We start from the raw sequence: 13470 nt of genomic DNA, 5'->3' as shown, positions 1-13470 counted from the left end.
TCATCTTCTTTAAAAATTCTTAAGAATTTTATCAAAACCCCAAAGTTTTCTTGCTTCATCAATTTTTTTAGGCTCTATGATAAGCATTTCTTCTTCAGAACCTAATTTACTTTCTATCTCACCAAAAGCATTGATAAACAAAGTATCACCGTAAAAATTCCATTCATCTTTTGTTTTACCTATGCGATTGACTCTTAAAATGCTTGTAGAATTTAAAAACGCTCTTGTTTTTAAAAGTTCTTCCCATCTTTGTTTACTTTCAAAGGTACAAGCACTAGGAACGATAACCAAATCAATTTTTTTCGCCATAATCTGTTGCCAAAAAATATCAAAATGTGTCTCAAAACCAAAAAGCAAAGCACATTTTATTTTTTCATAATTAAAAGTAAAAATTTTTAATTCTGATGGAGTTTTGTTGCTGAAAAATTTTTCTTCATTCCAATGTTCATAAGGCATTAAAATTTGCTGTTCATAACTTTTAACACCATTTGGAGTAACTTTTAAGCAAAGTTTTTTATAACTTTTAGCTTCAACACTAACATAAGGAGCGATGATTTCTAATTCGTATTTTTTAGCAAGTTTAATCAAGCTTTCTTTTTTAGCTTCGCTTTGTTCTTTTATCATATTTTTTGGCATGTGTAAAAGTTCTGTAAAAAAACTATTGATCACATATTCGCCCAAAACTACCAAATTTGCTCCATTGTCTTTTGAAGCTTTAAGATAATAATCAAGCCTTGATTCACTTAAAGCTAAAGTTGGAAACTGTAAAGCTGCTATTTTACTCATCGATTTGCTCCACTTCTAATTTTGCTTTTTCAAGCTCAAGTCTTGCTTTTTTGATACTCTCTAAACCTTCTTTATAAATTTTTACACTTTCATCTAAGGCAAGCTCTTGATTATTTAATTTTTCCAAAGATTCATTAGCGTGTTTTAAATTTTCTTCAAAACTCATTGATGATTAACCTTGTAGTTTGGTGCTTCATGAGTGATAGTAACATCATGCACGTGACTTTCTTTAAGCCCTGCAGTGGTAATTTCAACAAATTCGGCTCTTTTTTGAAAATCTTCTATATCTTTAGCCCCAACATAACCCATAGAAGAACGCAAACCTCCTAAAAGTTGATGCACCACGCTTCTTATACTTCCCACATAAGGAACACGCCCTTCTATGCCTTCAGGAACGAGTTTATCTTGAGCAGTACCTTGCTGAAAATATCTATCCGAACTTCCCTTTTGCATAGCCCCAAGTGAGCCCATACCACGATAAGACTTATATTGTCTTCCTTGATAAGTAAAAAGCTCTCCTGGACTCTCATCCGTTCCAGCTAAAAGCGATCCTATCATAACAGAACTCGCACCTACAGCTAAAGCTTTTGCGATATCACCTGAATATTTAATCCCGCCATCAGCTATCACAGGAACGCCAAATTTATTTGCTTCTTCCACGCACTCATCAATGGCCGAAATTTGAGGCACACCCACACCTGAAACAATACGCGTAGTACAAATACTTCCTGGCCCAATACCTACTTTAACCGCATCTACCCCTGCTTCGCAAAGTGCTTTTGCTGCAGCTGCAGTGGCGATATTTCCTGCGATAAGATCTAAATTTGGATATTTAGTTTTAATCGCTTTTATCGTATCAATAATACCCTTAGAATGTCCATGCGCAGAATCAAGCACAACAACATCAACGCCAGCTTCAACTAAAGCATCCACACGATCCATTTGCCCTACTCCTATAGCCGCACCCACGCGTAATCTTCCAAAATTATCTTTATTGGCATCAGGATATTCTTTGCGTTTTTTAAGATCTTTTATAGTGATAAGTCCTTCCAAGCGTCCTTGTTCATCAACTATAGGAAGTTTTTCTACTTTGTTGGTGCTGAAAATTTTTTCCGCATCATCTAAAGTACAACCCTTTGGAGCAGTGATTAAAGGCATTTTAGTCATAACATTTTCAACCAAATTTGAAAAATCACTCTCAAATCTTAAATCACGATTGGTAAGTATGCCTATTAGTTTCTTATCTTCATCCACTACAGGAACACCTGAAATTCTATACTCTGCCATGATTTCTAAAGCTTCCGCAACACTTGCTTTAGGACTTACAAAAATAGGATCGATAATCACCCCGCTTTCGCTTTTTTTCACTCTTTTTACTTCTCTAACCTGCGAGGCTATATCCATATTTTTATGAATCACCCCAAGTCCTCCAAGTCTTGCCATCATGATAGCAGCTCTATGTTCAGTAACGGTATCCATAGCCGCAGAAATTAAAGGCATATTTAAAGTGATATTTTTTGTTAGTTTAGTGTGAATTTTTACTTCCTTAGGTAGAACTTCAGAATACCCAGGACGCAATAATACATCTTCAAAAGTTAAAGCTCTTTTTACAATTTTCATCTTTCATCCTTAATGTTTAATCATTTGTTCTAAACTTAAAGCCCCGTCTAACAAGGTTTGTTCATCATAAGCTTTGCAAATCAGTTGTGCTGATATATTAAGCCCTTCTTTATCTTTTGCAACAGGCACACTAATGCCTCCAAGTCCTGCTAAATTTACAGAGATAGTATAAACATCTTCTAAATAAGTTTGCATAGGGCTTTTTTGAGTATCAAATTTAAAAGCCGTTGTAGGAGTTACAGGCATAAAAATAAGATCACAATCTTGCAAAATTTCTTCATATTTTGCCTTGATAAAAGCTCTAGCTTTTTGTGCTTTGATATAATACGCATCATAATATCCACTGCTTAAAACAAAAGTTCCTAACAAAATTCTTCTTTTTACTTCTTCTCCAAAACCTTCGCTGCGTGTATTTACATACATTTCTTTTAAATTTTGGATATTTTCAGAACGCTTGCCATAACGCACCCCATCATAACGACTTAAATTTGCACTTGCTTCAGCTGTTGCGATGATATAATACGCTGCGATATCAAACTTAGAATCAAGCAAATTTTTATATACAATCTCATGTCCATTAGCTTTTAACATATCTATGGTTTTTAAAAGTGCGTTTTTTACTTCACTATCTGCATCATTGACATAATTTTCAATCACTGCAATTTTTAATTTTTTATTTGCATTTAAATTTGGAGCGGTTTTGATAAACTCGATATTTGCACTCGTGCTATCCATTTTGTCATATCCTGCGATCGCATCATATAAAATTGCCGCATCTTCTACATTTTGCGTTAAAACCCCAATTTGATCTAAACTTGAAGAATAAGAAGCCAAACCATAGCGACTCACTCTTCCATAACTCGGTTTAAATCCTACGCAACCACAAAAAGCTGCAGGCTGACGTACAGATCCTCCTGTATCAGAACCCAAACTTGCCAAAGCCAAGCCACCTGCTACCGCAGCAGCACTTCCACCACTTGAACCACCTGGCACACGCTCAAAATTTAAAGGATTTAAAGTTTTGCCATAATAAGAACTCGCTGTTGAACTTCCCATAGCAAATTCATCCATATTGCAACGCCCAAAAGGAGAAAAACCATTAGCTTTTAAATTAACAATCGCACTTGCATCATAAGGAGCGATATAACCTTGTAAAATCTTACTCGCACTAGTAAGCTCCCAGCCCTTTACACTGATATTATCTTTTATAGCTACAGGCACACCTTCACCTGAAACACTTAAGTCTTTATCTAAAAATTGTTCGATATAAGCACCTATTTTTTTTTCTTTTTTTGCTTTTTCATTGAGTTCTTTTTTTAAATTTTCAAGTTCTTCTTTGGAGTATTTTAAAGCTTCTTTTAAAGTTATCATTTATTTTCCTTTGTTTTTTTGATCAAAAATACTGCTAAAGCACTAAAAGCCAAAACCACCGCTATAGTTGTGATGATAATGCTATTTGGAATAGGATTTTCTAGCATTGAATCCCTTTTAAAACTTCTTCACATCTTAAACAAGGTGTTTCTTCATCTTTACTTTGAAGTTTCCAACATCTTGGGCATTTACAAAGTGAAGCTTTGGTGATTTTAAATTTCTCATTCTCTACTTCAAATTCAGCCAAAATTTCTTCATTTTCATTGCTGATTTGACTTACCATAAACCAATCGGCTAATTCCTCATTTGGGAATTTATTAAAACTGATCTTTAAATTTAATTCCAAAGTAGATTTAATGATTTTATCTTTTTTAAGTATATCAATTTGTTCAAAAAATTTCTCTCTAGCACTCATTAAAAATGTATCATCTATACCAAAATCATAATCAAAATCTTGAGTTAAACTTAGATCAAATACATCTTTTGCATCGCCTTTGATTAAAACATTAGCATGTTCTAAAGCCTCATCTACACTATAGCTTAAATTTGAAGCAAGTAAATTTAAAAGCTCTTTTGCTATCAAAGCCATAGCCACTTGAGCGGATTTTCTTCTTTGAGCATTTTCGCTATCACAATAAAGTCTATCTTTACTGATATCAAGATAAATCCCACTTAAATCCGCACTTAAGAAATTTAAAAGCAAACTAAAACCTTTAGCAAATTCATAAGCAAAAAATGCCTCTTTGCTTGCTTTAAAAACTTTAGTTGCACGGCTTAATATCCATTTATCAATAAAGCTAAATTCTTTAACTTCTAAATCTTTTAAGTCATTTGTATTGGCAAGTAAAAATCTTATAGTGTTTCTTATTTTGCGATATTGTTCACCCACTTGTTTTAAGATATTGTCTGAAATTTTTAAATCACTTGAATAATCACTTAAAAGTATCCAAAGTCTTAAAATTTCAACTCCATAGGTTTTTGCTACGTATTCAGGAGCAATCACATTGCCTTTAGATTTAGACATTTTTTGCCCTTTTTCATCAGTGGTAAAACCATGAGTTAAAATGCTTTCATAAGGTGCATTTTCATTGATCGCTGTACCTACAAGCAAAGAACTTTGAAACCAACCACGATGCTGATCGCTTCCTTCTAAATACATACTTGCTCTTTTTTCTCCTGCGTCATAAAGTCCGCTATTTAAAACCGCATTAAAAGTACTTCCACTATCAAACCAAACATCTAAAATATCATATACTTTTTCTAAATTTTCAGCGTTGTATTTTGAATTTGTAGGAATTAAATCTTTGATTTCAAACTCCCACCACGCATCAGCGCCATGTTTTTCAAAGATAGCTGCTACAAAGTCAAAAAGCTCATCATCAAAAATCACTTCTTTAGTGTTTTTATCTCTAAAAAAGGCTATAGGCGTTCCCCAGTCTCTTTGTCTTGAAATACACCAATCTGGGCGATTTTCCACCATAGAGCCTATTCTTTTTACCCCACTTTGCGGATAAAAAGTTGTTTTTAAAAGTTGTTCTTTTGCACACTCTCTTAAGGTTTTTCCTTGAAGTTTTGGCTCATCCATTAAAATAAACCATTGTTTAGTAGCTCTATAGATTACAGGTTTATGTGTTCTCCAGCAAAACGGATAAGAGTGTATAAATTTAGAAGAATGTAACAGTTTTGCGCCTAAAAGTTCTAAAATTTTTTCATTGGCCTTAAAAATATGAAGACCTATAAACTCTTCAAGCAAATGAGAAGGCAAAAGCTCTTTAGCTCTTAAAGTTTCATCATAACATCCACCATCATCAACAGGCATTAAAACTTCAATACCGTATTTCAAACAAGCATAGTAATCATCTTCGCCATGTCCTGGTGCAGTATGCACAAGTCCACTTCCACCATCCATCAATACATGCTCACCCATGATTAAAACAGATTTTCTTCCATTTAAAGGATTGATAGCTTCAAGTTTTTCAAATTCTTTTGCGTTTAATTCTTTTTGAATTTCTCCACTTGTAAGTCCTTTTTCTACCATACTTTTAAGTAAAGCACTTGCAAAAACCAAACCCTCTTTAGTGATCACATAATTTTCATTAGGATTTAAAGCTATAGCTTGATTAGCCACTAAAGTCCAAGGCGTAGTTGTCCATATCACTGCGCTTGCTTTTGAAACGCCTAATTTTTCGCAAGCTTTTGCATCTAAATCAAAAGCCACAAAGATAGAATAATCTTCTTTATCTTGATACTCTACTTCAGCTTCCGCTAAAGCTGACTTTGCCGCCCAACTCCAAAAAACAGGTTTAGAACGCTCGCAAAGTAAGCCTTTTTTAGCAATCTCGCATAAAGTTCTATAAATCGCTGCTTCAAACTCAAATTTCATAGTCAAATAAGGCTTATCCCAATCCGCAATAATGCCTAAATTTTTAAATTCTTCTCTTTGGATATCTACAAATTCACTCGCATGTTGTCTGCAAAACTCACGAATTTCTTTCTTGCTTAAGCTTTTTTTCTTTTCTCCAAGCTTTACTTCTACTTGTTGTTCTATAGGTAAACCATGACAATCCCACCCTGGAGTAAAACGCACACTCTCACCTTTAAAATAATGCGTTTTTATAATAGTTTCTTTCAAAATTTTATTTAAAGCATGTCCTATATGGATATGTCCGTTAGCATAAGGGGGACCATCGTGTAAGGTAAAACTTTTTTTCGCATTTTTGCGATTTTCTTTCATTTTTTCATAAGCATAATTTTGCTCAAACCATTTTTTAAATCTTTGCGGCTCAAGTTCCGCTAAATTCGCCCGCATAGCAAAACTGGTGCTGGGCAAAAGTAGAGTTTCTTTGTAGTCCATTTTTTCCACCTAATTTTTAATAATCTTAAATTCTACTCAAATTAGCTTTAATTTCTACTTTGTTTTTGGCTATAATTATAAGAAAAAAAGGAAAATTTATGAAACATTTGCTTTATCTTATAGGAGATGAGCTTACTATAAACGAAAAATTCAAAAATTATATTTATAGAACTTATGAAGAAAAATTTAAAGAAATCAACGAAATTCGCATACAAAATAAAACTGATAAAGATTTACCCTTTTTGCTTGAAAATCTCTTAAATCAGTACGATTTTATCACTTTATTTACAAGCCCTTTGCATTATGCAACTGTTGCTAAAATTTTAGCAACTTTGAATGATGATAATCTTATCTTAAAAGATGATACCTTGGTTCCAGATAAAGCAGAATTTAGTAAAAATAGCTTTGTGTGTAATTTTTCAAATTCAAAAATCAATGTCGTTAAAATAAATCCAAGCGAAAAATTACCCAATCTTCTTGGGCATATAAAATTAAATTTTGCATATTTTTGCATTTTTGGCATGGATGATGAAAGCGCTATATTGCTACTGCAAACCCTAACAAAATCTTATGAGATAAGTATAAAATCAACTAAGCTTTTAGATAATCTTGTGCTTATTAAGGCCACTTGTGCTAATTTTGGAAAACTTGATGGTTTTTTAAATAGCGTAAAAAATCTTTTTGGACAAAAGGTGTTTTTAGGTAAAGATCCTATACATTTTATAAGCTCTAAACTTTTAGAAAAAAAATTAAAAATTTCTTTTGCTGAAAGTTGCACAGGTGGACTTTGTGCAAGTACCTTAACCAAAATTTCAGGTGTAAGTGAAATTTTTGAAGGTTCTATTGTAAGTTATTCCAACCGCATCAAACACGAATGGCTTGGAATTAGCGAAAGCGTCTTAGAGAATAATGGCGAATACAGTGAACGTTGTGTTTATTTTATGCTAAAAGGTATTTTTAAAACAGCTAATCCTGATTTCGCCTTAGCTATTAGCGGAGTAACTGGCGAAAAAGATGAGGGAAAAGTAAAATCAGGTACTATTTATATAGGTGCAATGTTTAGAGATGGAACTTTTATCCAAGAAACGCTTTATTTAAATGGGGATCGTGAATTTATGCAAGAACAAGCCGTTTTAGCAACTTTTTGCTTACTTTTAAAATTAAAACCTGAGATTTTTGAAATTTAAAGGATTTAAAAATGAAAGAAATAAAGCTAAAAGAAGACTTGGAAAAAATTTATCCCTTGATAAAACAATTAAGAAATAACCTATCTTTGAAAGTTTTTTTAGACAAATTCCAACTTACTACACAAACTCAACATTATAAACTTTTTGCCTACGAAAATGAGGGAAATTACAAAGCAGCTTGTGGAGTCATGCCTTTTAATATACCTTATCATAATCATTGTCTTTATATTTGTGATTTTGTCGTAGATGAAACTTTAAAAGAAAAAGGTATAGGTTTAAGCTTTTTTGACAAAAATACAAATTTGGGCAAAAGATCAAGGAAATGAAAAATTAGAACTAAGCTCAAGCTTTTTTAGAACACAAGATCATGAATTTTATATCCAAAAAATGGGTTTTGAAAAATCTGGTTTTGTTTTTAAGAAAAATATCAAACTATAATATTTTTTGATTAAGCTTTGCATTTTATAATTAATATTATTATTTTTGATTTTAAGGAATAAAATGAATTTTAAAGAACTAATTTCAAAACGCAGAGCTTGTAAACTTTTTAATGATAAAAAAATCAATGAAAAGGATTTACATTTTATCTTAGAAAGCGGAGTCTTAGCCCCAAGCTCACATGGATTTGAGCCTTGGAAATTTGTAGTATTAGAACAAAAAGAACATAATCTTAAGCTCTCAACTCTATGTTACAATCAACAAAATGTAGCAAGTGCGAGTCATAATATCATTTTTCTAGCAAGAAAAGATCTTCAAAGCAAAGATGAATTTGCACAAAAACAAGTGCGTCGTTTCTCAGGTTCTAGCGAAGAAAATTTTCAAAAAATTTTAGAAATTTATACTCATAAAACCAATGCAATGAATGATAATGAACTCTATCATTATGCACAACTTCAATGCTATCTTGCTATGATGCAGATGTCGCTAGCTGCAATGAGCTTAGGTATTGATTCTTGTATGATAGGTGGCTTTGAAAAAGCTAAGGTTGATAATTTTCTTAATTTAACTTATCCTTTTGAAACTGCTGTAATTTTATCCTTAGGATATAAAGCCCATGAACCAAAATATTCTACTCAACGCTTAAATTTTAATGAAGTCGTCGAATTTTACAAGGAAAAATAATGAAAAAAGAACTTGAAATTTTTAGCACAAGATATTCTTGTAGAAATTTTAAAAATGAAAAACTCAAAAAAGAGGATTTAAATTCTATTTTAGAAATAGCAAGATTAAGCCCTAGCTCCTTAGGACTGGAACCTTGGAAATTTATAGTAGTGCAAGATGAGAAAAGAAAAGAAGAACTTTCTAAAATTTGCAACCAGCAAAAACATGTAAAAGATTGTGCTGCGTTAATTATCATCATTTCAAGACTTGATTTTTTGGATTATTTTGAAGAAAAACTTAGAAAAAGAGATATGAGTGAAACAGAAATTCAAAAACGCTTAGATGCTTATATGCCTTTTTTAAAATCTCTAAATCAAGAAGAAAAAATATCTTATGCAAGAGAACAAGCTCATATAGCTCTAGCTAGCATACTTTACAGTGCTAATGCTTTAAATATAGCAAGCTGCACTATAGGTGGTTTTGATAAACAAAAGCTTAATTCTTATTTATCACTTGATATTCAAAAAGAAAGATCAAGTTTGGTGGTGGCTTTAGGATATTGCAACGATGAAAAAAATCCTCAAAAAAATCGTTTTAGTTTTGATGAAGTTGTAAAATTTATTTAAATTTTGCTTAAAAGCAAAATTTAAATAAAAATAAACTGATTCTTTTTTGTATTTTTACTAAGTCTTTGCTTAAATTTTATACAATTTTGATTATAATTTTACATTTAATTTCACAAGGCTTGTTATGAATTTACCCAATATCTTGGCGATTTTTAGAATGGTTTTAGCGCCTTTGCTATTTTTTTTATTAATTCATCATTTTGAAAATATTCATCAAAGTTGGATTAAATATTTTGCTGCTTTAACTTTTTCATTAGCAGCTTTAAGTGATTTTTTTGATGGATACATCGCAAGAACTTGGAAACAAACTACAAAACTGGGTGGAATCTTAGATCCATTAGCCGATAAAATGCTTGTTTTAGCAGCCTTTTTAGGGCTTTTACTTACAGGAAAAGCTAATGAATGGGTAATTTATATTATACTAGTAAGGGAATTTTTTATCACGGGTTTTAGAGTTGTAATGATCAGTGAAAATTTAAATGTCAATGCTTCTTTTGCAGGCAAGCTTAAAACCGCTTTTCAAATGACTGCGATAGGATTTTTAATCATGGAGTGGATAGGCGGAGAAATTCTACTTTACATAGCTTTGAGTTTAACTCTTTATTCTGGATTTGAATACATCTATACTTATATAAAAGCTCAAAAAAAAGGAGAGAAATGAGATCTTTATTGTTTTTAATTGTTATTTTGATTTTGGGAATTAAATTTTATTCTATTGAATTTTTAGCAACTGTTTTAGTCATCTCATTTTTAATCTTCTTTCACGAATTAGGACATTTTTTAGCTGCAAGATCTTTAGGTGTAAAAGTTGAAGTCTTTAGCATAGGATTTGGAAAAAGTCTTATAGAACGTGAATTTAAAGGCACAAACTATCGCTTAAGCGCTTTACCACTTGGAGGATATGTTAAACTTAAAGGACAAGATGATATGCATCCTGGTTTTGAAAATCTAGACAAAGATAGCTATAGTATTTTAAGTCCTTTAAAAAAGATTTATATTCTTTTTGCTGGACCATTTTTTAATCTAATTTTAGCTTTTTTTCTTTATATTATCATAGGAAATTTAGGTCTAAACAAACTTGCTCCGCAAATAGGAAACATAGCGCCAAACTCTGCTGCACAAGAAATAGGACTTCAAAAAAATGATACTATCTTAGAAATTAACGGTATAAGAATTCAAACCTTTGATGAAATTTCAAAGCATTTAAGTTTAGATCCTTTGAAAATATTAATCAATAGAGAAGGAAAAAATTTAGAATTTATTTTAACTCCAAAAATAGGACAAGGGTACAATGACTTTGGACAAATCGTTGAAAAACCTCAACTTGGAGTCAGTCCAAATGGGACAAGCACTCTTGTAAAACACCAAGGTTTAGAAAGTTTTAAATATGCCGCACAAGAAAGTTTTCAAGCTTCTACACTCATCATCAAGGGTATTGTAAAACTCATAAGTGGCGAAGTTGAAGCAAAAAATTTAGGCGGTATTATCACCATGACTGAAATTACCTCAAAGGCTGCACAAAATAGCTTTACTTTGCTTTTATTTATCACTGCTTTAATTTCTATAAATTTAGGCATTTTAAATCTTTTACCTATTCCTATGCTTGATGGAGGACATATACTTTTTAATCTTTATGAAATGATTTTTAGACGCAAAGTTTCACAGCGTACTTTTGAATATTTAAGCTATACAGGCATGGCAATACTTTTAAGTTTAATGCTCTTTGCAACTTATAATGATATATCAAGGATTATAGGTGAATAAAAAATTTTCCTACCCTATTCCAAATTTTACTGATAGAAGAAAAAGTATAATCTTTTGGCGCTATTTGCGTTTTCAAGCAAGAAAAATTTTATATTTTCCTCAAGTAAGACTTCTAGAAAAAACGCTTAATAAAGAAAAAAATAAACATTTAAAAGACTTTTTCTCTCAAAGACCCTATGCTTGTTACAATGCTACAAGAAGATTTTGCGATAAAAGTTTTAAAGCAAATGAACGTGTTAAAACACTTATTTATGATGTTGATAAGGGACTCGCTTGTTTTAAATTTCTTCCCGAGGAACAAATAATTTTTTCTTTTGATGAAGATTTTGAGCTTTTTTTAGGATATAACCATAATGTTTACGAAGAAGGTTTTTGGGCTTTTTCTTTAAAATTTAAAAAATACACTATCTCACAATGTAATTTTTGCTTTACTTTAGAAAACAATCTTCTACTTTCTTGTATACAAGGACATAAATACAAAGATTTTAATATTTTAGAAATTAATAAAATTTTAACTAAAAAATGTCATGGTTTGCGCCCTGTTGCTTTACTTATAGAATGCTCTAAGATGCTTTGTGAAATTTTAAAACTTCAAGCTACTTTAGGTGTACATGAAAAAAATCAAATCCGTTCTCAAAAAGGAAAAGAAAAAGGCTATTTTGTAGATTATCAAAAAATTTGGCTAGAAAATGGTGGAGAATTAATAAAAATCAATAAACACAAATACTATAAACTCCACCACTCTCAAAAAAACCTAGAAGAAATCCCTTCGCAAAAACGCTCCATGTATAAAAAACGTTTTGCTATGCTTGAAGAAATCAAAACAAATTTAGATAAAACCTTAAGTATTCAAGACTAATTAAGTATATTTTGATATAATCTAGTCTTGCTTTATGCAAAATCCTTGCTCATAAAAATGGGCTTTAATATCCATAAGGAGAAAAGATGAAACATTATGAGGTTTTATTTATCTTAAAACCAACACTTACCGAAGAGGAAGTGAATGCGAAGTTGGAATTCGTTAAAGAAGTCCTAACCAAAAATAGTGCAGAAATTGAAACTGTTGTTCCAATGGGTACTAGAAAATTAGCGTATAAAATCAAAAAATACGAAAGAGGAACTTATTTTGTGATTTATTTCAAAGCTCCTACAAACTTGATCGCTGAGCTTGAAAGGGTGTTAAGAATCACTGAAGAAGTAATAAGATTTTTAATCGTAAAATATGAAAATAAAAAAGAAATTGCAGCTTGGGAAAAACTAAGCCACGGGATTAAGCAATCTAAAAAAGAAATTAAACCTTTAGATGCTCCTGAAATTCAATAAGGAAAAAGATGTTTAACAAAGTTGTTTTGGTTGGAAATCTTACACGTGATATAGAAATGCGTTATGCACAAAGCGGTAGTGCTATTGGAGCTTCCGCTATAGCAGTAACAAGAAGATTTACCGCAAATGGAGAAAAAAGAGAAGAAACTTGCTTTATTGATATAAACTTTTATGGTCGTACCGCAGAAGTTGCAAACCAATACCTTACAAAAGGTTCAAAAGTACTCATAGAAGGACGTTTGAGATTTGAACAATGGAGTGATCAAAATGGACAAAATCGCTCTAAACATAGCATTCAAGTTGAAAATATGGAAATGCTTGGCAATTCCAATGCTCCACAACAAGGCGGAAATTTTGGCAATAATAGCTTTTCAAACAACAATTATAGTGGAAACTATGAAAATCAAAGCTATGATCCTTATATGAGTGAAAATCAAAATTTTAATAAAGCAAAAGCAAACCCTGCTCCACAAAGAAACCAAAACCCACAACACGAAGAAAAATTAAAAGAAATTGATATCGATGCTTATGATAGCGATGATACTAATTTACCATTTTAAAGGATAAACTATGGCAGAAAAAAGAAAATACTCTCGCAAATATTGCAAATACACTGAAGCAAAAGTTGAATTTATTGATTATAAAGATACAGCAATGTTAAAACATGCTTTATCTGAAAGATTTAAAATCATGCCACGCCGTTTAACAGGCACAAGCAAAAAATACCAAGAAATGGTAGAAGTTGCAATCAAACGTGCAAGACATGTAGCTCTTATCCCTTATATAGTGGATAGAAAAGAAGTAATCAATAATCCTTTTGAAGGACTATAATCTTTTA

At 31.5% G+C, this 13470-nt stretch carries 15 protein-coding genes and 1 pseudogene; 10 read left to right on the top strand and 6 right to left on the bottom strand.

Annotated elements, in window-relative coordinates; translation table 11 throughout:
- Nucleotides 1-9: 9 nt before the first annotated feature.
- From BGS40_RS02140 to ileS, 6 genes are read right to left on the bottom strand one after another with little or no spacing between them, the layout of a single operon-like run.
- A complete protein-coding gene (locus BGS40_RS02140) occupies nucleotides 10-786 on the bottom strand; it encodes a carbon-nitrogen hydrolase family protein (protein WP_096738311.1) in 777 nt (258 codons plus the stop codon).
- Nucleotides 779-952 (bottom strand): exodeoxyribonuclease VII small subunit, encoded by a 174-nt coding sequence (xseB, locus tag BGS40_RS02135; protein ID WP_002853034.1) that lies wholly within the window; start codon nucleotides 950-952, stop codon nucleotides 779-781. Before xseB ends, BGS40_RS02140 begins: the two co-directional genes overlap by 8 nt.
- Nucleotides 949-2406 carry an IMP dehydrogenase gene (gene guaB / locus BGS40_RS02130; RefSeq protein WP_002870560.1) on the bottom strand — a complete coding sequence of 486 codons (1458 nt, stop codon included), beginning with the start codon at nucleotides 2404-2406 and terminating at the stop codon, nucleotides 949-951. Before guaB ends, xseB begins: the two co-directional genes overlap by 4 nt.
- A gap of 9 nt (nucleotides 2407-2415) precedes the next feature.
- On the bottom strand, nucleotides 2416-3777 hold the full coding sequence (gatA, locus tag BGS40_RS02125) for an Asp-tRNA(Asn)/Glu-tRNA(Gln) amidotransferase subunit GatA (RefSeq protein ID WP_052781747.1): 1362 nt from the start codon (nucleotides 3775-3777) through the stop codon (nucleotides 2416-2418).
- Nucleotides 3774-3884: a membrane protein gene (locus BGS40_RS02120; RefSeq protein ID WP_002869114.1), complete on the bottom strand. Its 111-nt coding sequence runs from the start codon at nucleotides 3882-3884 to the stop codon at nucleotides 3774-3776. Before BGS40_RS02120 ends, gatA begins: the two co-directional genes overlap by 4 nt.
- Nucleotides 3878-6631 (bottom strand): isoleucine--tRNA ligase, encoded by a 2754-nt coding sequence (gene ileS / locus BGS40_RS02115; RefSeq protein ID WP_096738310.1) that lies wholly within the window; start codon nucleotides 6629-6631, stop codon nucleotides 3878-3880. The genes BGS40_RS02120 and ileS overlap by 7 nt, the downstream gene beginning before the upstream one ends.
- 98 nt (nucleotides 6632-6729) lie before the next feature.
- On the opposite strand from ileS, the gene BGS40_RS02110 reads away from it, so the two are divergent.
- The 10 genes and pseudogenes from BGS40_RS02110 to rpsR all read left to right on the top strand — a co-directional run bounded on the left by BGS40_RS02110 (nucleotide 6730) and on the right by rpsR (nucleotide 13463).
- Nucleotides 6730-7818 carry a CinA family protein gene (locus BGS40_RS02110; protein WP_096738309.1) on the top strand — a complete coding sequence of 363 codons (1089 nt, stop codon included), beginning with the start codon at nucleotides 6730-6732 and terminating at the stop codon, nucleotides 7816-7818.
- Nucleotides 7819-7829: 11 nt separating this feature from the next.
- Nucleotides 7830-8256 (top strand): annotated as a pseudogene (locus BGS40_RS02105) (GNAT family N-acetyltransferase).
- A gap of 63 nt (nucleotides 8257-8319) precedes the next feature.
- Nucleotides 8320-8940: an NAD(P)H-dependent oxidoreductase gene (locus BGS40_RS02100; protein WP_002858394.1), complete on the top strand. Its 621-nt coding sequence runs from the start codon at nucleotides 8320-8322 to the stop codon at nucleotides 8938-8940.
- Nucleotides 8940-9545 carry an NAD(P)H-dependent oxidoreductase gene (locus BGS40_RS02095; RefSeq protein WP_002853045.1) on the top strand — a complete coding sequence of 202 codons (606 nt, stop codon included), beginning with the start codon at nucleotides 8940-8942 and terminating at the stop codon, nucleotides 9543-9545. Before BGS40_RS02100 ends, BGS40_RS02095 begins: the two co-directional genes overlap by 1 nt.
- Before the next feature lie 124 nt (nucleotides 9546-9669).
- Complete coding sequence (gene pgsA, locus BGS40_RS02090; protein WP_096738308.1) at nucleotides 9670-10206, top strand: CDP-diacylglycerol--glycerol-3-phosphate 3-phosphatidyltransferase; 537 nt, start codon at nucleotides 9670-9672, stop codon at nucleotides 10204-10206.
- The gene (rseP, locus tag BGS40_RS02085) at nucleotides 10203-11309 is read left to right on the top strand and encodes an RIP metalloprotease RseP (protein ID WP_096738307.1); all 1107 of its coding nucleotides are present in this window, start codon (nucleotides 10203-10205) and stop codon (nucleotides 11307-11309) included. The genes pgsA and rseP overlap by 4 nt, the downstream gene beginning before the upstream one ends.
- The gene (locus BGS40_RS02080; protein WP_057095876.1) at nucleotides 11302-12168 is read left to right on the top strand and encodes a VirK family antimicrobial peptide resistance protein; all 867 of its coding nucleotides are present in this window, start codon (nucleotides 11302-11304) and stop codon (nucleotides 12166-12168) included. The genes rseP and BGS40_RS02080 overlap by 8 nt, the downstream gene beginning before the upstream one ends.
- Before the next feature lie 86 nt (nucleotides 12169-12254).
- Complete coding sequence (gene rpsF / locus BGS40_RS02075) at nucleotides 12255-12632, top strand: 30S ribosomal protein S6 (protein WP_002853062.1); 378 nt, start codon at nucleotides 12255-12257, stop codon at nucleotides 12630-12632.
- A gap of 8 nt (nucleotides 12633-12640) precedes the next feature.
- On the top strand, nucleotides 12641-13192 hold the full coding sequence (locus BGS40_RS02070) for a single-stranded DNA-binding protein (protein ID WP_087691968.1): 552 nt from the start codon (nucleotides 12641-12643) through the stop codon (nucleotides 13190-13192).
- 10 nt (nucleotides 13193-13202) lie between these two features.
- Entirely contained in the window at nucleotides 13203-13463 is a 261-nt protein-coding gene (rpsR, locus tag BGS40_RS02065; RefSeq protein ID WP_002853032.1) for a 30S ribosomal protein S18, read from the top strand.
- Nucleotides 13464-13470 lie beyond the last annotated feature (7 nt).

Source organism: Campylobacter sp. 107 (assembly GCF_002383835.1).
Classification (GTDB): domain Bacteria; phylum Campylobacterota; class Campylobacteria; order Campylobacterales; family Campylobacteraceae; genus Campylobacter_D; species Campylobacter_D jejuni.
Note: the sequence above shows the minus strand (reverse complement) of the source record. Positions and strands in the feature narration are given on the sequence as shown.